The sequence below is a fragment of the Arthrobacter sp. WCS2018Hpa-7 genome (genome assembly GCF_031843805.1).
Taxonomy (GTDB): Bacteria; Actinomycetota; Actinomycetes; order Actinomycetales; family Micrococcaceae; genus Arthrobacter.
The window spans coordinates 111,264-131,287 of the sequence record NZ_JAVTJB010000007.1 but is presented as its reverse complement, the minus strand read 5'-3'; the positions used below and the strand labels follow the sequence as shown (position 1 = coordinate 131,287).

18 protein-coding genes are annotated in these 20,024 nt (G+C 63.6%); 7 read left to right on the top strand and 11 right to left on the bottom strand.

Annotation, left to right across the window (positions count from 1 at the left end; all coding sequences use genetic code 11):
* Positions 1-8: 8 nt before the first annotated feature.
* Positions 9-1,841: an AMP-dependent synthetase/ligase gene (locus tag RQH14_RS10395; protein ID WP_311213178.1), complete on the top strand. Its 1,833-nt coding sequence runs from the start codon at positions 9-11 to the stop codon at positions 1,839-1,841.
* A gap of 82 nt (positions 1,842-1,923) precedes the next feature.
* Entirely contained in the window at positions 1,924-2,217 is a 294-nt protein-coding gene (locus RQH14_RS10390; protein WP_311213177.1) for a hypothetical protein, read from the top strand.
* Here the strand turns inward: RQH14_RS10390 and RQH14_RS10385 are convergent.
* Both RQH14_RS10385 and RQH14_RS10380 read right to left on the bottom strand, forming a co-directional pair.
* Positions 2,214-3,413 (bottom strand): TIGR01906 family membrane protein, encoded by a 1,200-nt coding sequence (locus tag RQH14_RS10385; protein ID WP_311213176.1) that lies wholly within the window; start codon positions 3,411-3,413, stop codon positions 2,214-2,216. The genes RQH14_RS10390 and RQH14_RS10385 overlap by 4 nt on opposite strands.
* A 139-nt stretch (positions 3,414-3,552) precedes the next feature.
* Positions 3,553-4,545, bottom strand: a complete 993-nt coding sequence (locus tag RQH14_RS10380; protein WP_311213175.1) for a stage II sporulation protein M — start codon at positions 4,543-4,545, stop codon at positions 3,553-3,555.
* A gap of 107 nt (positions 4,546-4,652) precedes the next feature.
* Here RQH14_RS10380 and RQH14_RS10375 point away from each other — a divergent pair, with 107 nt between their 5' ends.
* Positions 4,653-5,456: an RDD family protein gene (locus RQH14_RS10375; RefSeq protein WP_311213174.1), complete on the top strand. Its 804-nt coding sequence runs from the start codon at positions 4,653-4,655 to the stop codon at positions 5,454-5,456.
* 111 nt (positions 5,457-5,567) lie between these two features.
* On the opposite strand, the gene RQH14_RS10370 is transcribed toward RQH14_RS10375, so the two are convergent.
* From RQH14_RS10370 to RQH14_RS10350, 5 genes are all read right to left on the bottom strand, one after another.
* On the bottom strand, positions 5,568-6,413 hold the full coding sequence (locus RQH14_RS10370; RefSeq protein WP_311213173.1) for a pentapeptide repeat-containing protein: 846 nt from the start codon (positions 6,411-6,413) through the stop codon (positions 5,568-5,570).
* 198 nt (positions 6,414-6,611) lie between these two features.
* The gene (locus tag RQH14_RS10365; RefSeq protein WP_311213172.1) at positions 6,612-7,832 is read right to left on the bottom strand and encodes an Ig-like domain-containing protein; all 1,221 of its coding nucleotides are present in this window, start codon (positions 7,830-7,832) and stop codon (positions 6,612-6,614) included.
* Positions 7,833-7,951: 119 nt separating this feature from the next.
* A complete protein-coding gene (gene ahcY / locus RQH14_RS10360) occupies positions 7,952-9,430 on the bottom strand; it encodes an adenosylhomocysteinase (RefSeq protein ID WP_311213171.1) in 1,479 nt (492 codons plus the stop codon).
* A 45-nt stretch (positions 9,431-9,475) separates the two neighbouring features.
* On the bottom strand, positions 9,476-9,694 hold the full coding sequence (locus tag RQH14_RS10355; protein ID WP_311213170.1) for a Trm112 family protein: 219 nt from the start codon (positions 9,692-9,694) through the stop codon (positions 9,476-9,478).
* Between the two features lie 144 nt (positions 9,695-9,838).
* A complete protein-coding gene (locus RQH14_RS10350) occupies positions 9,839-10,237 on the bottom strand; it encodes a DUF3499 domain-containing protein (protein WP_311213169.1) in 399 nt (132 codons plus the stop codon).
* A 121-nt stretch (positions 10,238-10,358) separates the two neighbouring features.
* On the opposite strand from RQH14_RS10350, the gene RQH14_RS10345 reads away from it, so the two are divergent.
* The gene (locus RQH14_RS10345) at positions 10,359-10,877 is read left to right on the top strand and encodes a metallopeptidase family protein (RefSeq protein ID WP_311213168.1); all 519 of its coding nucleotides are present in this window, start codon (positions 10,359-10,361) and stop codon (positions 10,875-10,877) included.
* A gap of 6 nt (positions 10,878-10,883) precedes the next feature.
* Here RQH14_RS10345 and RQH14_RS10340 read toward each other — a convergent pair whose 3' ends face one another.
* The 3 genes from RQH14_RS10340 to RQH14_RS10330 are packed head-to-tail and all read right to left on the bottom strand — an operon-like array spanning position 10,884 to position 16,454.
* Positions 10,884-12,536, bottom strand: coding sequence for a DUF5719 family protein (locus tag RQH14_RS10340; protein ID WP_311213167.1), 1,653 nt, complete (start codon positions 12,534-12,536; stop codon positions 10,884-10,886).
* Entirely contained in the window at positions 12,529-15,879 is a 3,351-nt protein-coding gene (locus RQH14_RS10335; RefSeq protein WP_396136277.1) for a glycosyltransferase, read from the bottom strand. The genes RQH14_RS10340 and RQH14_RS10335 overlap by 8 nt, the downstream gene beginning before the upstream one ends.
* 29 nt (positions 15,880-15,908) lie before the next feature.
* A complete protein-coding gene (locus tag RQH14_RS10330) occupies positions 15,909-16,454 on the bottom strand; it encodes a WhiB family transcriptional regulator (protein WP_311213166.1) in 546 nt (181 codons plus the stop codon).
* 378 nt (positions 16,455-16,832) lie between these two features.
* On the opposite strand from RQH14_RS10330, the gene RQH14_RS10325 reads away from it, so the two are divergent.
* Positions 16,833-17,528 (top strand): TIGR03089 family protein, encoded by a 696-nt coding sequence (locus tag RQH14_RS10325; RefSeq protein ID WP_311213165.1) that lies wholly within the window; start codon positions 16,833-16,835, stop codon positions 17,526-17,528.
* On the opposite strand, the gene RQH14_RS10320 is transcribed toward RQH14_RS10325, so the two are convergent.
* Positions 17,515-18,078 (bottom strand): GtrA family protein, encoded by a 564-nt coding sequence (locus RQH14_RS10320; RefSeq protein ID WP_311213164.1) that lies wholly within the window; start codon positions 18,076-18,078, stop codon positions 17,515-17,517. The genes RQH14_RS10325 and RQH14_RS10320 overlap by 14 nt on opposite strands.
* A 191-nt stretch (positions 18,079-18,269) precedes the next feature.
* On the opposite strand from RQH14_RS10320, the gene RQH14_RS10315 reads away from it, so the two are divergent.
* Both RQH14_RS10315 and purE read left to right on the top strand, forming a co-directional pair.
* Entirely contained in the window at positions 18,270-19,457 is a 1,188-nt protein-coding gene (locus tag RQH14_RS10315) for a 5-(carboxyamino)imidazole ribonucleotide synthase (protein WP_311213163.1), read from the top strand.
* Positions 19,454-20,017: a 5-(carboxyamino)imidazole ribonucleotide mutase gene (gene purE, locus RQH14_RS10310; RefSeq protein ID WP_311213162.1), complete on the top strand. Its 564-nt coding sequence runs from the start codon at positions 19,454-19,456 to the stop codon at positions 20,015-20,017. Before RQH14_RS10315 ends, purE begins: the two co-directional genes overlap by 4 nt.
* The last annotated feature ends 7 nt before the right edge of the window (positions 20,018-20,024 follow it).

The following is a 20,024-nucleotide window of genomic DNA, read 5'->3' as shown; positions in this document are numbered from 1 at the left end:
GGCAAGCAGTGAGGGAAGCCAGCACGGAGCTTCTGGTCGAGGCCCACCCTGACACCAACGTGACCGACCTCCTCCTGGAACGCTGCGCCAAGGATCCGTTCGGCATCCTGTACGCCCACAAGACGGCGAACGGTTGGCTGAATGTTTCCGCGGCCAGGTTCCTTGCAGATGTCACTGCCCTCGCCAAGGGACTGATCGCTGGAGGCCTCAACCCTGGCGACCCCGTAGCGGTCCTCTCCCGGTCCAGTTTCGAGTGGACGTTGGTGGACTTCGCCATTTGGATGGCCGGCGGCGTGACAGTGCCCATCTACGAGACGTCGTCCCCGAGCCAAATCGAGTGGATCCTGGCCGATTCGGGCGCCCGGCGCATCTTCGTGGAAGACACGGCCAAAGCCGACCTGGTGCACGCCTTGGTGAACCGGTCCAACGCACTCGGGGACGATCCCGTGGCGATCATGCGGATGGAGCACGACGGCGACGCCCCCAACCTGACCAGCGTCTCCGCCGTCGGGGTCGGCATCATGGACGCCGAGCTGGAGCGCCAGCGCAGCGCAGCGAATCTCTCCGACATCGCCTCGATCGTCTACACCTCCGGAACCACCGGCAAGCCCAAAGGCTGCGAAATCACCCACGGCAACTTTGTCCTGGTGGCACTGAACGTCATCCCGTTCCTCCCCGAGCTGCTGATGCAGCAGGGGGCGCGGACGCTGATGTTCCTGCCGTTGGCTCACGTCCTCGCCAGGGCCGTCCAAGTGGTGTGCCTCACCGCGGGGATCACGCTCGGTCACAGCGCGGGCGCCAGTGGACTGATTGCAGACCTCAGTACTTTCAAGCCCACCTTCCTGCTCGCCGTGCCGCGCATCTTTGAAAAGGTCTACGCCGGTGCCGGCCACAAAGCCGCCATGAGCGGAAAGTCGGCGCTCTTCTCCGCAGCGTCAGCAACCGCTGTGGAATATTCGACGGCGGTGGACCTCGCCGCGCGTGGGCAGGGACCCGGTCCGGGGTGGCTTTTGGGCATGAAGCACGCCGCGTTCAACAAGCTTCTCTATCCCAAGGTGCGCGAGGTTTTCGGCGGCGATGTGGGCTACACGGTTTCCGGTGCCAGTCCCCTGAGCCTCCGTGACAACCATTTCTTCCATGGTGCCGGCGTTCCTGTACTGGAGGGCTACGGGCTGACGGAGACCACTGCGCCTTGCACCGTCAACACTCCCAGCATGACCCGTATCGGTACGGTCGGGATTCCCCTTCCCGGCACCACCATCCGGGTGGCCCGGGACGGCGAGGTACTGGTCAAAGGCATCGGTGTTTTCAAGGGGTACCACGCCAATGAAGCGGCCACCGAGGCTGCGTTTGTTGATGGCTTTTTCCGTACCGGCGACCTCGGCGAACTCGACGCCGACGGCTTCCTCACCATCACGGGCAGGAAGAAGGACCTCCTGGTCACTGCCGGTGGCAAGAACGTGGCCCCCGCACCTCTTGAGGAGAAGCTCCGCGAGCACCCTCTGGTGGGCCAGGCCGTGGTGGTGGGGGACGGCCGTCCCTTCGTCGCTGCACTGGTGAGCCTGGACCCCGAGGGACTTGCCGACTGGTGCGCCGAGAACAAGATCGGTGATTTGTCACCTGCCGAAGCGGCCGGCGACGACCGTGTGAAAGCGGCCGTTCAGTCCGCAGTGGATGAGGCCAACAAGCTCGTCTCCGCGGCCGAGTCCATCCGGAAGTTCGCGTTCATCACCGCCGAGCTCAGCGTCGATTCCGGGCACTTGACGCCGTCGCTCAAACTGAAGCGGGCCGCCGTGGTCAACGACTTCCCGGCTCTCGTGGAGAAGCTCTACGCGAAGTAACGGCACCACCTAGGCCGGCTCGAATCACCACCTAGTACAACCGGCACCGCTGACCACCGCGGCTGGTTCATTCATCGCGTTCATGAGCGTCACCGTCAGGGTGGACGAACACCGCGTCGTGATCGTCTTCTGCGACGTTTTCAAACGGACACTGTCCAGGGCTGATATTGCCGCTGTCACCACCGACAACACTGCCGGGGCCAGCGGATATGGATATCGCATCATGGGTCCTGGAATGGTCGGCTATTTGGTCGGAGGGCCCGAAATCAACATTGAAATGAAGAACGGGAGGGTCGTCGTCGCCAGCACAGACCGCCCTGAGCAGCTCGTTCGTGTTCTGACGCCCCGGAGTACGCCGGGGAGCCAACTCCGCTAGCGCTTGGAGTCAGCTGATTCTCTGCCGAGGTTGTCGGCATCATCTGTGGCAGCGTCATTGTCCGAGACCTGGGCTTGATCAACCGTTGTGTCAGCACCCCGACGCCGCTTGGTGGGCCACGTGAAGATGAACGTCACTGTAGCTACTAGGAACACCAAGGCGCCGATGACGATGCCTGCGTCTACCCAGAACTGTCCCGGGAAGAGCCGGATGAGGGTGTCTTCCAACGAGAACGTCCAAGTGCCGTTGGCGAAGAAGATCCGGTGGAACTCGGTGAAGAACTGCTGCCAGCTCAGTGCCGCCAGGACAGCGAGGCCAATGATGATGACCAGCGTGACGATGGATCCGGCAAAGAGGCCTCGACGGATTCCGCCGTTGCTGCGCTTTCGCAGGTACAGGATGGCGATGATGCTCAGGATGATGAGCAGCAGCCCTGCACCGAAGGACGACAGGATGACCAGCTTGACGTCAGCCATGTGCGCCACTTCGCTGTCCTTGAAGAGCTTGGCACCGTCTTGGTGGACCAAGCCACCCAGGTAACGGGGACCCGCCCAGTTGCTGAGGTAGTCCACGGCGTACGAGCCGTACGTCATACGGTCATCGGTGCTGAACCCGTAGCCGTCACCCGGGAAACCCGGCCGGTTGTACTCCACCCACAGGAACAGGGGGCTGGTGACCGCCCGGACGGCGAGCACCAGGAGGATCACCGGGTAGAAGACGGCCAACAGGACCTGGAAAACGCGCGGTCCGATTGGCTTTACCTTTGCGGCTTGCTCGCGTTCCGCGTTGCGTCGCGCTACTTCGTCCTCCGGGGGTCGGACCTGAAGGGCCGACGTCGGCAAAGGTTCCGAATAGTGCGACGCCTGCTTCTCAGCGGAGTTGCCCGCAAGAGTGTCAGCGAACAGCGGGGGTTCGGGCTCGACGTCGGCCGCTTCTGCAGCTTTCCGGTCGGCGCGGCTTTCAGGCTGACCGCCTGCCGGCGTCACGGTAGTGGGAGCAGCCCCCGTGGTGGAAGGCGTCGTCGCTGATGCCGGCTCCGCTTTACCCGGCGTTGGCGTAGGCGTAGCCGTCGTGGCGGGAGCCGCCGCAGAGGCACCACCGGAGGTCTTCGGCTTCATCCAGTCGAAGGCCGGTTCGTTGGGGTCCTCGTGGACGTCCGTGTCCGGTTCTTGTGGTTTTGGGCTCTTGTCGCTCACAGCGGTTTCACTTCCGTAGGCATCCACCGGCGAATGCGTACTGCCGGCTCTCTTGTCTGCATTCGAGCCTACCGCCCGGCCTTCCGCCGACACGCTGTGCCACCCCGGCTGCGCCCAGATCGAAACGTAACTGTAAGGTCTACGCAGCGATGCTGCGATATCCGGCGTCGTTCGCGTCCAGGTCCCCGGTAACACCGGTCCGGGCCGCCCTGCCACCGAGCACCAACGTGTAGACCCAATACGCGGCCAGAACCAAGGCACCGATGGTGATCTTCGCCCACACGGGCAGCGGACTGGGCGTCACGAATCCTTCCACCATGCCGGAAACCAGCAGGACCAATACCAACCCAAGCGCAATCGTGATCAGGGAACGCCCCTCGTCAGCCACAGCCTGCAGCCGTGTGCGGGGCCCGGGCCGCACCATGGCCCAGAAGATTTTGAGGCCCGCTGCGCAGGCGATGAACACTGCAGTCAGTTCCATCAGACCGTGCGGAAGGATGTAGCTGAAGAAGACGTCCATCTTCCCCGTCGCCAGGAAGAGGCCCGCGGCGATGCCCAGGCCTTGGGCGTTCATGAACAGGATGTACGGCACCCAGAATCCGGTGACTCCGAATGCCACGGCCTGGGCAGAAATCCAGGCGTTGTTGGTCCACACGGCGCCGGCAAACGAGGCAGCCGGGTTCTCCGAGTAGTAATCAATGAAGTCTTCGTCCACGTACTGCTGGATCCTGGCATCACTGCCCACGGCCCTCAGAGCCTCCGCCGACGTTCCAATCCACAGGGCGTACGCCCCTGCCACCACCACGAAAGCCAGTCCGCACCATACGGTCAACCAGCGGATCCGGTAGAACGCCGCGGGCAAGGCGATGACGAAGAACCGGGCCAGGTCCTCCATGAAATTCGAGCGCGCCCCGGTGAACCGGGTCCGGGCCTGCGCCAGCCCTGCGGACAGCGTGGCGGACAACGCTGTCTCCGGAGCCACTGAGCGGATCAGGGACAAATGCCCTGACACCGTCTGATAGAGCCGCAACAGCTCATCGGCTTCGGCTCCCGTGAGACGGCGCTTATGCGCAAGAAAATGAAGCCTGGACCATTTGTCCCCATGTACGGCCGAGAAGGCGTCGATGTCCACGGCACCACCCTAGCGCCTGAGTCCACGCACGGGGTGGGTCCCGCCGCTAGACTCGGTGATGCGGGCACGCCAAGCGCCCGCAGCGTTTGCGAGGCATGGGGGCTGGCATGAGTTCAATCATTACAGGCGAGGCAGTGGTCCTCGAGCTGCGACCGGCATCCTTTGCTGCCCGCGCGCTGGGCCTCATCCTCGACGTCATCTCCCAGGTAGCCCTCGCGATACTCCTGATCATCCTCATCAGCATGGCTTCGGAGGACCTCGACGACGCCGCGATCCGTGCACTGATCCTCAGCAGCGTTGTGTTCTCCATCGTCATTGTTCCCGTTGCCGTGGAAACCCTCACCCGCGGACGATCCCTGGGAAAGCTCGCAACAGGACTTCGCATAGTGCGCGACGACGGCGGTTCCATCCGCTTCCGGCACGCCGTCATCCGGGGGCTGCTTGGTGTCCTTGAGATCTATCTGACCTTCGGCGGCCTCGCGATCGGCGTGGCACTGTTCAACGACAAATCCAAGCGCCTCGGCGACATCGTGGCCGGCACCTATTCGCTCCGCCAGAGGGTACCCTCAAAACCGCGCATCATGCCCGTGGCACCGCACTACCTCCAGGCCTGGGCCGCCATGGCGGACATCGGCAGGGTCCCGGACGCCACTGCACGAAGGGCCGGTACCTTCGTGCAGCAGGCCTACCTCATGGCCCCGGCATCCCGGGTCAACATGGCCACGGCCATCGCCTCCGAACTGGCCAAATACGTGGCCCCTCCCCCGCCCTCCGGAACCATCCCCGAAGACTACATCGGGGCAGTCCTCGGGGAACGGCGCAACCGCGAACTTGTGCGCCTGCGCCAGGCGGAGAAGCGGAACGCGACCGTAGGCGAGCGACTACAAAAGCTGCCGTTCACTGAAGGTTAGTGTTGGTGCCCCAGTTGGCCACGGCCGGTGGCCGGCATCCTCGGCGTGCTCGCTCGTTCCTCGCTTAGACGCACGCTGCCGGATACCGCCCACCAGCCGATTACCGCTGCATCAGCCAAATCTCCAGTGTTCCGGTTTTGTGAGTCTTTGTGGCAGGAGGGTGGTGAGATCGCCTTCGGCGGCGGTGATTTGGGGTTGGGTCAGGTACAGGGCCTTTGAGAGGTCCGCGCCGTGGAGGTGGGTTCCTCGGAGATCGGCTCCCAGGAGGTCGGCTGCCGTGAGGTCGCTGTTCCTGAGACTTGCTCCTATCAGGTAAGCACTGCGGAAGTTGAATCCGCAGAGGCGTTGGTTCGCCAGGTTCGCGCCCATCAGGTCGGCGCCGCTGTGTTCACCGTCCAGGTGAGGGCCGTCGTCGGGCGTTTGCGTGTCCTCGGCTCCGTAGGAAGCCCGTAGTTCCTCGCTGACGTCCATCAGGAGGGCCCGCGCTGCTTCATGCAGGGTTTCGACGTCGGTGTTCAGGATCGCGGTTGCGTCGCCTTGGGCGATGGACGCTATGCGCCCGGACAGATGGCCTGCCGCTGAAGCGAGATGGGGGTCGAACGTCCGTTGTTGGGCTTCGGCCAGGTACCAGAGCATTTCGTGGAGTTGCCTCACCACCTTGAACGCGGCGAACATCGAGGATGTGGACGAGGGGTTGTCCATCCAGCTGGTACCGCCAAAGGTGTGCTGGGAGACCACTTGGCCTGCGCCGAAGCAATCGAAAACGGTGCAGCCGCGGAATCCGCGCGGCCGGAGACGTTCATGGATGGCGCAGGAAAAATCGGCGGACATGTTCGGGCATGGCGTCGCCGCTGGTTTGTCGATGGCGAAGTCAGCCGAGCGGGCGAATCCCAGGGCTGTACAGCAGAGGGCAAAGCAGTTGCCGCAGTCCGGGCGAAGGGTTGGTTGAAGAGTCATGTGTGCTCCAGGTGATGAAAGAGGGTCCGGTGGGAAGAGCCGGGGAACCCGCTGGCGGGTTCCCCTCAGGGACACCCGGAATCACCGCGGAGGGCAGCACAAAGTGAAGGGCCAACACGTGGTCGGCACAGGAAATGTGGGTCAAAGAGCGCAGGAAATAATCACTGCCATCATCGTAACCGCTGGACTAGCGCTGGACTAGCGCTGGGCGTAGCTCGCCCAAGGGATATTCCAGTCCCCGAAGCCCTCCAGTGGCTCAACTGCGGGGGCTCCGGTGTTGAGGATCTGCACGACGTCGCCGGTCTTCATATTGTTGAAGAACCAGGCAGCATCCGCTGGCAGCAGTCCCACGCAACCGTGCGAAACGTTGGCAACCCCGATGGAGCTCCAGGCCGCTTCAAGGGCCTGATGGACATAGACGCCGGACCAGGTCAGCCGGTTGGCGTACTCCACCACCAGCGGCGGGTAGTAGCCTTTGTCACCCGGCTTCAGGCCAATGGTCCCCGCGTTGAAGTTGGAGTGGCGTTCCTGCTCCATGATCACGGCGTAGCCGGTAGGAGACAACCAGTCTTCGCCGCCGAGCGACACAGGCGCAGTGTGCACCAACTGCCCGTCCGAGTACACGTTCATGGTCTTGGTGTTGTCATCCACCACGGCCACGCGCTGAGGGCCGGTAGTGAACGTCGACACCACATCAGCGTTGCCGATCATCTTGTTGCCGAAGTCGACGCCCAGGAGTTTCATGTCCACCGTGACAGTGGTCCCCGAAGCCCAGAAAGCTTCGGGACGGATCCGGACCTTCGTGTCCGAATACCAATGCCACGCCACTGGTTGGCCGGAGGACACCGTGATGGCCACGCGCTTCTCCATGGCTGCTTTGTCCACCACGGGCTCGCTGAAGTTGATCTCGATCGGCTGGCCTGAACCGGCAGTGGTTCCGTTGCGGGGGTAGATGGAAGCGTCCGCCTCATAGGCCGCGGAAACGGTGGTGAAGGTCTGGGTTTTCTTGGTTTCCTTCCCGGCGGTATCCACCACTGTGAAGGAATAGTTGTACTGGGTCTTGAACTTCAGTACTTCCGAGGTGGTCCAGGTGCTTCCATCCGGGCTGGTCTTGCCCTGGACGGCCGTGCCGCCGGCCGCAGGAGCCAGGACGACGTCTTTAACCTTGCCGTTGACTGCTTTGATCTGAGGGCCCACCACAGGATTCCACTCGATGGCACCGTCCAGCGGGGTGATGCCCAACTCCACGGGCTTGGCTTCCACCGTGGGCGTGGGAGAGGCCGCAGCACCGCCGTCCTGCGAGGAGCCGGCCAGCAGTCCAGGCACGGTAACTACGCCGATTCCGCCCACGGCAATAGCGGCGCAGATCCCTGCGATGGCAAGGATCTTGCCCGTCTTCCGTTTGGCGACTTCCGTCATGGTTTCCGTCTTCCTGTCCCCCGGCAAGCAATACTGAACACCCAATTCTAGCCGAAAGGCCGGGCCACGCTGGTCGCGTGTCCGGCCTTTCGCCATCGATTTGGGTAGTGCTGGCCCGCTTAGTAGCGGTAGTGCTCCGGCTTGTAAGGACCGGCAACATCCAGGTCCAGATAATCGGCCTGGTCCTTGCTGAGTTCTGTCAGCTCTACGCCCAGGGCGTCCAGGTGGAGCCGCGCCACCTTCTCGTCGAGAATCTTGGGAAGCACGTAAACCTGCTTGCCGTACTCGCGTTCGCCGGCGGGCTGGTCCTTCTTGGTCCACAGCTCAATCTGCGCGATGGTCTGGTTGGCGAAGGAGTTGCTCATCACGAAGGACGGGTGTCCCGGGGCGTTGCCCAGGTTGAGCAGGCGGCCCTCGGACAGCACGATGATGGACCGCTCGGAATCCGTACCCTCTTCAAACACCCATTCGTGGACCTGGGGCTTGATCTCCACTTTCTTGACACCGGGGATCTTCGCCAGCCCGGCGATGTCGATCTCATTGTCAAAGTGGCCGATGTTCCCAACGATCGCCTTGTTCTTCATGCCCAGCATGTGCTCGGCCATGATGACGTCCTTGTTGCCAGTGGTGGTGATGAAGATGTCACCCTGGGCCAGAACCGTCTCCAGTTTGGCCACCTGGTAGCCGTCCATGGCGGCCTGCAAGGCGCAAATGGGATCGATTTCGGTGACGATGACGCGGGAACCCTGGCCACGCAGGGCCTCTGCAGCGCCCTTGCCGACGTCGCCGTAGCCACAGACGACAGCCACCTTGCCACCCATGAGGACGTCAGTAGCACGGTTGATGCCATCGGGAAGGGAGTGGCGGATGCCGTACTTGTTGTCGAACTTGCTCTTGGTAACGGAGTCGTTGACGTTGATGGCCGGGAACAGCAGCTTGCCCTGTTCGGCCAGCTGGTAGAGGCGGTGGACACCAGTGGTGGTTTCTTCCGTGACACCCTCGATGCGGGCAGCCAGGCGGGTCCACTTCTGCGGATCAGCTGCCAGCGTCCTGCGGAGGAGGTCCAGGATGAGGACGTATTCTTCCGGGTCTTCCTCAGTGGCGGTAGGAACGGCGCCAGCGGCCTCGAAATCCACGCCCTTGTGCAGCAGCAGCGTGGCGTCGCCGCCGTCGTCGAGAATCATGTTGGGACCCAACTCCGGGTTGGTGTCAGCGCCAGGCCAGGTGAGGATCTGCTCCGCGGTCCACCAGTATTCCTCCAACGTCTCGCCCTTCCAGGCGAAAACCGGAACACCCTGCGGATCTTCCGGGGTTCCCTTACCGACCACGACGGCGGCAGCGGCTTCGTCCTGGGTGGAGAAGATGTTGCAGGAAGCCCAACGGACCTCAGCGCCCAGGGCCGTGAGGGTCTCGATGAGGACCGCCGTCTGTACGGTCATGTGCAGGGAGCCGGCAATGCGGGCGCCCTTGAGCGGCTGCGAAGCACCGAATTCGGCGCGGAGGGACATCAGGCCCGGCATCTCGTGCTCGGCAAGGCGGATCTGGTGGCGACCAGCCTCCGCAAGGGTGATGTCAGCCACTTTGAAGTCGAAAGTCATGGAAGTCCTTAGGGGTGCCGTGCGGATTGAAAGAAGAAGTGTGGGTCAGGCCTTGGAATCGTGCTGGCCGGAGGTGGCTGCATGGGCCGCAGCGAGGAGCTCCGGCGGCAAGAGCAGCGGGATACCGTCCTCGATTGCGTAGCGGAGCTTTTTACCGGTTGAGTCTTCAGCGGTGGAGACCAGCTCCTCGCCCTCCTGGACCAGCGGTGAACCCGTCACGGGGCAGCGCAGGATGGACAACAGTTCAGGACTGACCTTTGGCATGAATGATGCTCCCTGGGTGGCGCCGTCATGGCGCAGGTGGCGGATGTTATCTGCAGATTCCAGACTACCGCGCAAGATCAGCCTGTTTGGAGCAGGGCGACGAATTGCGTCCGAAGCAGAAATGGGACACCACAGTGGGCCGGGTCAGGACGGTTCGCGGAGGATGCGCAGGTGGCCGCGCCGGGTTCCCTCGATTGCTGCAGGCGGCTCCATCTGACCGTGGCTCTGCCGGGCAGGTGTTTCGGGAGCCGCTGACGCCGCCTCGCGGACGGCATTGGCAAGGGCCAGCAGGTCGTCGGGCCCTGGTTCAGGCGGCGTGGCTGGCATCGCCAGGCGCAGGACTTCCCAGCCACGCGGAACCGTCAGGCTCGCTGCGTGCTGCGAGCAAAGATCATAGGCGTGCGGTTCGGCATACGTGGCCAAGGGACCAAGGACGGCGGTCGATTCGGCGTACACGTACGTCAAAGTGGCCACCGCGGACTGGCGGCAGGCTGATCTTGAACATTGACGAATAGCACCCACAACATCCCAGATTAGCGCCATTTGGCACCAGTGTTGCGCATTGGCTGCCCGTGCCTCCCTGAACCCGGCGGCTGGTCACCAACTCCGGCGCGGTGCAGGCCATGATGTCGCGCTGGCGGTTCCTCGGGACTAAAGTCGATATATGCAGTCACAGCCACATGTTCCCGGATTCAGCATCCGGTGGACTGACGCCGATGGCGATCAGGCAGAGCAACACGCCGGTTCGGGTGTGCGCGGTTTCCGGCGGCGCCGGCGCAACCGGCATGGGCGGGGACTGCGCGGAGAACTGATGCTCCCCAGCCTTCCCGGCTTCCGCACCCGGGCAGAACGCTTCGATGACATGGTGCTGGACTCCGCAGAGCGGCTTCAGGACATGTGGGGCAAGCAGCTCGACGGCGTCCTTTTTGCCGTCGACGAGATCCCGCCCAATTTGGAACAACTTGTCGCCATGGGAAGCACGGCTCCCCTGGGCTCGTATACGCCCGGTGGCCGCGGCGAAGCCCCCATGATCACGGTGTACCGCAGGGTGGTGGAGCAAGGCTGCAACACCCGCGAGGAACTGCAGGACCTGGTGCATGACGTCGTAGTGGAGTACACCGCTGAAATGCTGGGCGTACCCCCGGAGACACTGGATCCCGTATACCGCCGCAGATATCAGTAACGCCCGCTAGTAGCCAACCGAGACCGGGACCTTCTCAAGTCCGGCGGCCGCGTCCTGGATGGCCACCACTGAGATGTCCGGGCGGCCTTGCGTGCCGAGGACCAGTGCACCATAGATGGGGTCTCCGGAGGCTGACACTACATACCCGGCTACCACCGAATCGCCGGACTTAGAGGGAAGTTCGATCAACGAGGTGGTGCCTCCGGACATGTCTACGTCTACGGATTTGCCCACTGAGCCGTCTGCGGTGACGGGGGCATAGGTGACCGTGCCGCGCCCCTCGGGGACGCCGAAACTCAGGTACCGCTGCCCGTTGCGCGGAACGGCCACTAGGTGCTGGCTGCCGAGACGGGCCGAGGAGGGAGACCACGCGAAGTCAGTGGCCTCCTCCGCCTTGGCTCCCCGCGTAACCCTGGCCGAGGCCACGAAGGCAACGTCGGAGCTGGCCCTGACGGTGTAGGTGCCGGCCGGGACGCCTTCCAGGTTCACGGTGGCTACGGATCCGCCTTTGACTGTCACCACTCCGCCGCTGGGAATCTTGCGTTCGCCGTTGGCCCCGTACAGGCTGACCTGCACTACGGCATCGGTGGAGCCGGGAACGGCGATCTGCAGGGCGGGTGCTGCGTCGGCGAAACCGGATTTGGTGGCGAGCGCCTTGGTGGCCGCCGGATCCTGGATGTCGACGCCGGACATGACCTGCAGGTTCGAAGCCCCTGAGCCCGGCGAAAGGTATTCGACGCCGCCGGGAGCGAGGCCGCGCAATACGCTTTGCTGAATGGTCGCAGCCACCGGGCCGCCCGTGCTGCGGACGTGGACGGCAAGTTCGGATTCGCTGGGGGCCAGGCCGGCGAGGTTCACCGAGCGGGTGGTTCCGGGAGCTACCAGGAGTCCGCGTGCTCCCGGCGCCTGGATCTGGCCCTTCTCCCCAAAGAGGTCCAGGTTCACCGTGGCCGGAGTCTCCGAGGCGTTACTCAGGTTCAGGACTGCCGTTCGACCCACCGCCGTGTTGGCCCCCAACAGCCAGGCGTCGTTTCCGGGCGATTGGCATTGTGCCGAAGCCAGGCCTCGGAGGTCTCCGTCGGTGGCGGCGTAGCTGAGATTGGCAGCGAGGGAGGCCTGCTCATTCCCCAAGGGTTCTGCCCCCACCACGGCTGGAGCCGTCACCGGGGAGATGGAGGCCACACCGGCAGACAACACCGGAGGTCCGGCCGTTGGCGTGGGAGTACTGGACGGCGTTTTGGCGATCTCAGCTACTGCGTCACCTTCCAGCGACGTCACCTTGCTTCCAGGAACCGTACCGGCCGGATTACTCAGCACCACTGCGTTGAGGGCGCTGACGGCCGTAGTGGAGACAGGGCTGAAATCTGCGTCCGTTCCCACCACCGTTCCATTGACCAGCCTCGCAGGTTCCGGGCACACACCCAGTGCTCGACCTGCCGGAACATCGGCTTGCTGGATGTCCATGGTGGTCCCGCCGGATGGTTCCGGCATCATCGACGTCGCCGCCACAGCACCACCGCCGGCGGCCAGGATGACCACTGCGGAGAGCACACCCGTGACGACGCCCCGGTTGGAACTTCGCGAACCTTTACCGGAACTGCCTTTACCGGAACTGCGCGACGGTTTTCCGTCGACAGCCTGCTTCTGGTCCTCAGACACTGCTGTACTCCTTACGGAGGGAGACTTCATCCCTCGACATGCCGGTTCGGGTGCGGCGCGCCGGCATCGGTATGGCCAACAGGAGCGTCAGCCCGATCACCACGGCCTGCATGATGCCGAACCACAAGGCCCAGGGGTTGGTATAGCGGATTTCCAGCTCGCCGGCGGTGGCCGGGAGTTCAAAGGCCTGCGACCATCCGGACGTGGCAGCTTTGAGCTGCTTGCCATCCATCCAGGCCGTCCAGCCGGGATCGGACCGTTCAGCAAGGACAAGCTTGCGGCCCTCCCCGCCCGCAGGGACGGCAGCGTCCACGGACACTTCTTCTGCCGGAAGGTTGGCCACAGTGTTGCCTTCGGAATCAATGATCCTGACGCGGTGCGCGGTCTCAGCAGCCGTAGCGGCAGGCTGGTTCCGTGGCGAGACACGCCACAGCCAGCCGGCGTCGGTCTGTCCAACGGCAACCAGGCCCGGGACGGCGTCGATCCTGCTCGCCGTCAACTGGGCTGCGTTATCCGCGGCCTTGAGGACCACGAAGCCGGCCCCCAGCTGTTCCAAGTCACCGCGCGGGTCCACTCCACTACTGGCCACGATGGTGGCCACTGCCCGTCGAAGCGAGGCGGTGGCGGCATCGTCATCCACTATTTCTTCGCGACCCGGTGCACCGATGATGGTGCGGGCCGACGCGATGGTGGACAAACTGTCCAAGGTGGTGCCGGCGCCGCGCATCAACGAGGACGTAAACGCGCCCTGTTCGCCGCTGGTAATGACCAGCGTCCGGGTCCGTTCCGGTCCCTGTCCGCGATCGACGGCGGTGGCCGGCAAGGTGCCGAAGTCCACTGGCCATACCTGGCGCTTAGCACCAAGGGACACCAACGGCTCGGCCGCATTGGGTGACGTCGTCCCTGGCGCGGGCGAAGGTTGAAGGACGTTCTGAGCTGCCCAGGCTCCCATCCCCGCAAGGGGTCCAGCCACGAGGAATGTCAGGACCAGCCCGGAAGCCACGCGCCGCAAGGGCAGCTTTTGACGACTGGAATCGGTCATGCGGCGGGGAGCCGGGAAAATCTTGTCCGCGCCAATCACCGCAGCTCCGAGCAACAAGATTCCCGCCGCTGACACTGCGGGGCCGGTGAAGGGTCCAACGATGACGTTGTTGTTGACACCGGTGGCTACATGTCCCACCAACCAACCACTCGCCAAGGTGGCCAGTGCTGCCAACCAGAACACCCTTGCCAAGGCCGTTCGCTTGCCGGGGAGGAACAGTGCAGTCACTGCCAGCACCAGGACCGGCGCGCTGAGCAACAGCGCCAGCAGCAAAGCCCAGGGCACGGCGCCCGGTCCGAAGAAGACCAAGCCGGTCAGGCCGCCGTCGAGGTCGAAGGCCAACGGCTGTCCGAGCAATTGCTGCCAGAGCGGCGCGGCTTCGAAGGTCAACGGCAGTCCGGGGTCGGCCAGCAGGGCGCGCGGCCTGTCCAGCACCGAAATTCCATACGGCACGAACAAGGCAGCCGTGGGCAGGAGTGACCACCACAATGTCTTGCCGCGCTGCCCCAGGATGACGGCCGCCAGGATCACAGAAACAACGATCGGTCCCAAAAGAGATGGTGCCGAGGCGGTGACGATGGCCATGGCCAGCCCTCCGGCCGCGGCAGCGGTCCACGATGGTGTTCCGTTGATGCCCGGCTTTCCGAGAATCGGAGCAGGGCGCCGGCTCAGTGAAGTGGCCGGGTGTGAACGCCCATGTCCCACCGCGGATCCTGAGGCGCGCAGCACTGCCAGCAGCAACAGCGGCATCATCACATGGGCAATCAAGGCCCCGGCGCGGCCCTCATTGATCGCGACCAGCAGAGCGGGGGCGGCAGACCAGGCCAAGGCGGCAACAGTCCGGAATCGACGCTTTGTGGTCAACGCGCCCGCGGCGAACCATGCGCCAACGGCGGAGAGCGGCATGGCAAGGATCAGCAGCCAAGCCATGGCCGAGTTGCCGTCTCCCCCGCCAAAGAGCGAGAGAAGCCACAGCACGTAGCCGAAAGGATCCCCGTGGCCCGGCAATCCTGCGCCGAGGGAAATCCACCACGTGGAGGCGTTGGCCCAGATGTCCCCGGGCGCTGCAGAGAGAGGGATGAGGCCGCCACCGGCCACAACGCCGGATCGGAGCAGCCCAAGCAATCCAACAAACGCTGCGGCAAGGGCCAACAAGGCCGCCGCGACGGCGCCTGTTCCTACCCAACCGCGTTCATTGGTTGCCAAAGCGGCGAAGTCGTCCGCGGCATCTCCGCTGGGTTCGGGTGCCAGAAGGTCCGAAACCGCGGCGGCGTCGTCACTGGGGCGGATCGCCTCCAGCAAAGACCGCCTGTTGGCGCGGACTTCACGGGTTGATGTTTGCAGGCCGCGGACCACGGAACGGTGCACACGGCGTGTCTTGGCGGCAACGCGGCGTCCCCGGGCAACGGCGACCGGTCGAACCAAGGCAGCAACGGTTGCTGTGAACTGCGAGAAGCCGTAGCCCGGCTCCTTGACCAAAATGCTCAGCATGAGTCGAACGACGGCACCAAACAGGGCTCCCACGGCCTGGAACGGAACCTTCCACCAGGGAGTGTGCTTGAGCCGCAGATGGATCTGGGCTTTGCGCGCGGCTGAGGAGGTGCCCAACCCATGGGGTCGGTGCTCCACGTGGAACATCCTGGCGCTGGGAACCACCACCACGCGATTGCCTGCCAGCCAGTTGCGCCAGCAGAAGTCCACGTCATCGCCGCTTCCGGGCAGCGCGGGATCAAAGCCCTGCAGCAACTCCCAAACATCGCGGCGGATCAACATTCCGGCAGAGTTCACGGCGAAGGTGTCCGTCCGGGCGTCGTATTGCCCTTGGTCTACTTCGTCGGCATCGATCAGGGTCAGGCGCTCGGCCCAACGGCTCGTGGAGAGTCCTACGTCCACCAAGTGCCGCTCGTTGTCCCAGCCGAGTTGCTTGCAACCGGCCACCGTTACCGAAGGGGCCCGTTCCACGGCGTGCAGAAGTTCCGCCAAGGCGTCGGGCGCCGGAGCGGCGTCGTCATGAAGGAGCCAGATCCAGTCAACAGGGCCGGCTCGGTTTACCTGGTCCTCGCCAGCTGCACCTTTGTCCGGGGCCAACTCATGGAGGCCTGCCTGAATTGCTGCGCCAAAGCCGGATTTCGCCTGCTGGAAGGTGGTGACATTGCCTTGGCCGAAAGCTTCGCGGAGCATGTCCAGCGAATTGTCCGTGGAACCTGCATCAATGCCAATGGCGGCATCTGCCGGACGTGTTTGGTCCGACAGTGCCGCCAGTGTCCTGGGGAGATAGTTGCCGCCGTTGTGGGAAACCACAACAGCGGTAACGTGAACTTCCTTGAGAATTAGACCGCTCGCTTCCTTAGCCGACGACGCTCCCGCTCAGAGAGTCCGCCCCAAATACCGAACCGCTCATCATTGGCCAGGGCATATTCCAAGCACTGCGAACGGACGTTGCACGCCCCGCAAACTTTCTTGGCGTCCCTGGTGGATCCACCCTTTTCCGGGAAAAAAGCTTCCGGATCGGTTTGTGCGCACAGCGCATCAGTCTGCCAACCAAGTTCGCCTTCGTCATCGAAGTCGCCTTGGCCCGGAAGGCCGATCCATACGGGCTGCCCCGGTGTCTCCAGCGGACGACGCACCTCCATGGGAGGGTCGTCCAGGTCTTCTTCCGGCCCTGCAGGCAGATCGCCGATCAGCGCCTCATGTGCAGCCAAGAGGGCAGTTGCCTGATCCTCCAAAGCGTCCTGCACATTCTGGTTGTAGCGGTCTGCCGCTTCCGGATCCGCTGGGTCGACGTACCAATCCCCCGGTACTTCCCGCGAACGGTATTTCACCGACGCATTTTCTGCGACGACTGCATCTTCCTGGATACGCAACGCTTGCCCCATGGCGTCCCTCCTGATTTTGCAGCTGCTGCGTGGATGTGTTTCCGATTCCCGGCGACGTTCCGGTCATCTGTGCAGCGGCGTTTGATTACTAATTACACGCGTGTAACTACCCGTCAGTCAAGCTGCGCCGGGATAATAATCAAGAATCCGTAGAAACGTGGGATGCGCCACGCCCAACATTTTGCCCGTGCCGCTGCGCGTCTCCGCGGAAAACGGGAGGCCCGGATCGATTTACGTGAACTTTCATTGAATTTCCGCGGAAAATTAAGCCTTGGGACGCGAAGGGCCCACCGATTGGAGAAAATGGCATGTGTCGCAATTCACAATCCCGGCGATAATCCCACGGACGGCGCGGGGCCACCGTGGCAAGATTGACGCATGAGCATCCCGGCAGCGAACCTGATGACCGCCCTGCGGTCCGGCCATTCAACCTCACCACGGCTCACGTGGTACGGGCCTGACTCTGAACGGGTGGAGCTTTCGGGCCGCGTCCTGGACAACTGGGTGGCCAAGACCAGCAATCTCCTGCAGGACGAGTTGGACGCGGAACCCGGCATGACCATCCGGCTTGACCTCCCCGCGCACTGGAAGTCATTCGTCTGGGCGTTGGCGGCATGGCAGCTGGGCATGGAGGTGGTCTTTGACCGCACCCCCGCGGATTTCCTGGTGACCGACGGTCCCGACGACGGTGACGCGTCCGGCTTCGACGCCGTGGTAGCCGTACCGCTCGCGGCACTCGCGATGCGTTGGCCCGGTGAGCTGCCATCCGGGGTCGTGGATTACGCGGCGGAAGTCCGCTCCCACGGCGACGTTTTTATGGCGCACAACGAGCCCGCCCCAGATTTGCCCGCAGTGCGGGGCACCTCGGAACTCGCACACGAAGCACTCATTGAGGAATTTGCCGCTGGCCAGGAACCCGGCGTCCGCCTGCTGGTACGCGCAACAGACGGCCTGGAAACTTGCCTGGCCGCTTCACTGGGCGCCTGGCACGGCGATGGTTCGGTAGTGCTGGTGCACCCTGATCTCGAGGTAACCGAGCACCTGCTGGAGAACGAGCGGGTCAGCCGTTCTTAGCGGACGGCAACTCGCCGGTGGCGGGCCCGGCAGCTCCGGCCTCGCTCTTGGCTTTGTGGTGGAGTTCGATGATCTCGTGGTCATGCGAGAATTCGGGCTCGGCGTCCAGTTCTTCGTTGAACACCCAGAAGCGGTACGCAAAGAAGCGGAAGATGGTGCCCAGGACAAGGCCTACTACGCTCCCGGCGATGAACAGCGAGGGCTTGTCATTCAGGTCCAGGATGTACTTGGCGAACCACACACAACCCGAAGCAATCAGGAGCCCTACCAGGTTCATGATCGCGAACAGCACGGCCTCACGGACCACATTCGCCTGCTTGCGGTGGCGGAAGGTCCAAAAACGGTTTGCGACCCACGAGAAAACACTTGCAACGATGGTTGCAATGGCCTTGGCCCACACTTCGCTGCCGTGCATCGGTCCGGAGAAAAGCCAGATGAAAACGGCCGAGTCAATGACAAAAGCAACACCGCCGACGGCGCCGAACTTCGCTACTTCGCGCCAAAAAAGCGAGGCGAGTCCGCGGATGCGATCTGCAAGTGTGGTGATCATGACCCTCCATGGCCGTTGAAAAGGTGGGCCGATGGGCCAAGTCCATTTTAGCGCCGATTTCCCCGCGCTGCCTTTGAGGTGACTGTGAGAACGCCGATACTGGCCCCCTGAGGCCGCCGGAACCTGTGGAAAAGCAATCGCGAGAGCGGCAGAATCAGTGATCCCGCCGCCGGTTCGGTAGGCTGAACCTTGTGACTTTTCCAGTAATTGGCGTTGTTGGCGGCGGCCAGCTCGCACGAATGATGGCTCCGCCCGCTACCGCCCTGGGCTTCGAACTCCGTGTTTTGGCTGAGGGTGAGGACGTTTCGGCTGTTGCCGCGGTGGCCACAGCCCCGATCGGCGATTACAAGGACCTGGACGCTCTCCTTGAGTTCTCCAAGGGCCTGGACGTGCTGACGTTTGACCACGAGCATGTTCCCACTGAACATTTGCAGGCCCTTCTGGATGCCGGCGTCAACGTCCAGCCGGGTCCCGACGCGCTGGTCAACGCCCAGGACAAGCTGGTGATGCGGGCTGCCATTGACCGCCTCGGCCTTCCCAACCCTGAGTGGTCGGCAGTCAACAACGTTGAAGAGCTGGTGGCTTTTGGCGACCGCATCGGCTGGCCCGTTGTCCTGAAGACACCGCGCGGCGGTTACGACGGCAAGGGTGTCAGGATTGTCCACTCAGCAGAGGACGCCGCGGACACCGCCGATTGGTTCCAGGCCATGAGCCCTTTGCTGGCAGAGGCCAAGGTGGACTTCAGCCGCGAACTCTCGGCACTGGTCGCCCGCACCCCCAGCGGCGAATCGCGGGCCTGGCCCGTGGTCCACACCATCCAGGTGGACGGTGTCTGCGACGAAGTCATCGCACCGGCCCAGAACATCCCCGTTGAGGTGGCCGCTGCCGCCGAGGAAGCTGCGCTGCGCATCGCCAACGAGCTTGGCGTCACCGGCGTCATGGCTGCAGAGCTTTTTGAAACGCCGGGTGTCGGAGCAGGCTTCCTCATCAACGAACTTGCCATGCGCCCGCACAATACGGGCCACTGGACGCAGGATGGATCCATCACCAGCCAGTTCGAACAGCACCTTCGGGCTGTGCTGGACCTGCCGCTTGGCGCTACCGACGCGTTGGCGCCCGTAGTGGTCATGAAGAATTTCCTCGGCGGCGAGAACCAGGACCTGTTCAAGGCCTTCCCCATGGCCTTGGCCTATGAGCCCGCGGCCAAGGTCCACTCCTACGGCAAGTCCGTTCGCCCCGGCCGCAAGATCGGCCACGTGAACCTCGTAGGCAGTTCAGTCTCCGACGTCGACTCTGTCCGCCAGCGCGCCACTGTCGTGGCCAACATCATCCGCGACGGCCGCAAGCCCGAGCAGACCACCCTTGAGGAGACCGCATGACGTCAGAAGCAACAGCCCCGTTGGTAGGGCTCGTGATGGGTTCCGATTCAGACTGGCCCGTCATGGAAGCTGCAGCGGACGCCCTGGCAGAATTCGGTATCCCCTTTGAAGCGGACGTGGTTTCTGCGCACCGCATGCCAACGGAAATGATCCGTTACGGCCAGACTGCCCACGAGCGTGGACTTCGGGTCATCATCGCCGGTGCAGGCGGCGCCGCCCACCTTCCCGGCATGCTGGCCTCGGTGACACCGCTCCCCGTCATCGGAGTCCCCGTGCCCCTCAAGACCCTGGACGGCATGGATTCCCTGCTGTCCATCGTCCAGATGCCTGCCGGTGTCCCCGTGGCCACGGTCTCCATTGCCGGGGCACGCAACGCCGGACTCCTTGCTGTCCGCATGCTGGCCTCGGGAACGGACGAACTCGCCGCCAAGCTCCGCGCCGATCTGCTCGATTTTGCCCAGGAGCTCAATGACGTCGCCACCAAGAAGGGCGATAACCTGCGCCGCAAAGTAGAGGAAGTCTTTTCCCCTGCCAACGCTTCAGGCCGGAGCTCCCGCTAGGAAGGCA

Excerpts from the sequence above, each read along its gene's own strand:
- RQH14_RS10390 (WP_311213177.1), top strand. The coding sequence starts at position 1,924 with ATGAGCGTCACCGTCAGGGTGGACGAACACCGCGTCGTGATCGTCTTC.
- RQH14_RS10375 (WP_311213174.1), top strand. The coding sequence starts at position 4,653 with ATGAGTTCAATCATTACAGGCGAGGCAGTGGTCCTCGAGCTGCGACCG.
- RQH14_RS10370 (WP_311213173.1), bottom strand. The coding sequence starts at position 6,413 with ATGACTCTTCAACCAACCCTTCGCCCGGACTGCGGCAACTGCTTTGCC.
- RQH14_RS10365 (WP_311213172.1), bottom strand. The coding sequence starts at position 7,832 with ATGACGGAAGTCGCCAAACGGAAGACGGGCAAGATCCTTGCCATCGCA.
- ahcY (WP_311213171.1), bottom strand. The coding sequence starts at position 9,430 with ATGACTTTCGACTTCAAAGTGGCTGACATCACCCTTGCGGAGGCTGGT.
- RQH14_RS10355 (WP_311213170.1), bottom strand. The coding sequence starts at position 9,694 with ATGCCAAAGGTCAGTCCTGAACTGTTGTCCATCCTGCGCTGCCCCGTG.
- RQH14_RS10350 (WP_311213169.1), bottom strand. The coding sequence starts at position 10,237 with ATGGCGCTAATCTGGGATGTTGTGGGTGCTATTCGTCAATGTTCAAGA.
- RQH14_RS10345 (WP_311213168.1), top strand. The coding sequence starts at position 10,359 with ATGCAGTCACAGCCACATGTTCCCGGATTCAGCATCCGGTGGACTGAC.
- RQH14_RS10330 (WP_311213166.1), bottom strand. The coding sequence starts at position 16,454 with ATGGGGCAAGCGTTGCGTATCCAGGAAGATGCAGTCGTCGCAGAAAAT.
- RQH14_RS10325 (WP_311213165.1), top strand. The coding sequence starts at position 16,833 with ATGAGCATCCCGGCAGCGAACCTGATGACCGCCCTGCGGTCCGGCCAT.
- RQH14_RS10320 (WP_311213164.1), bottom strand. The coding sequence starts at position 18,078 with ATGATCACCACACTTGCAGATCGCATCCGCGGACTCGCCTCGCTTTTT.
- purE (WP_311213162.1), top strand. The coding sequence starts at position 19,454 with ATGACGTCAGAAGCAACAGCCCCGTTGGTAGGGCTCGTGATGGGTTCC.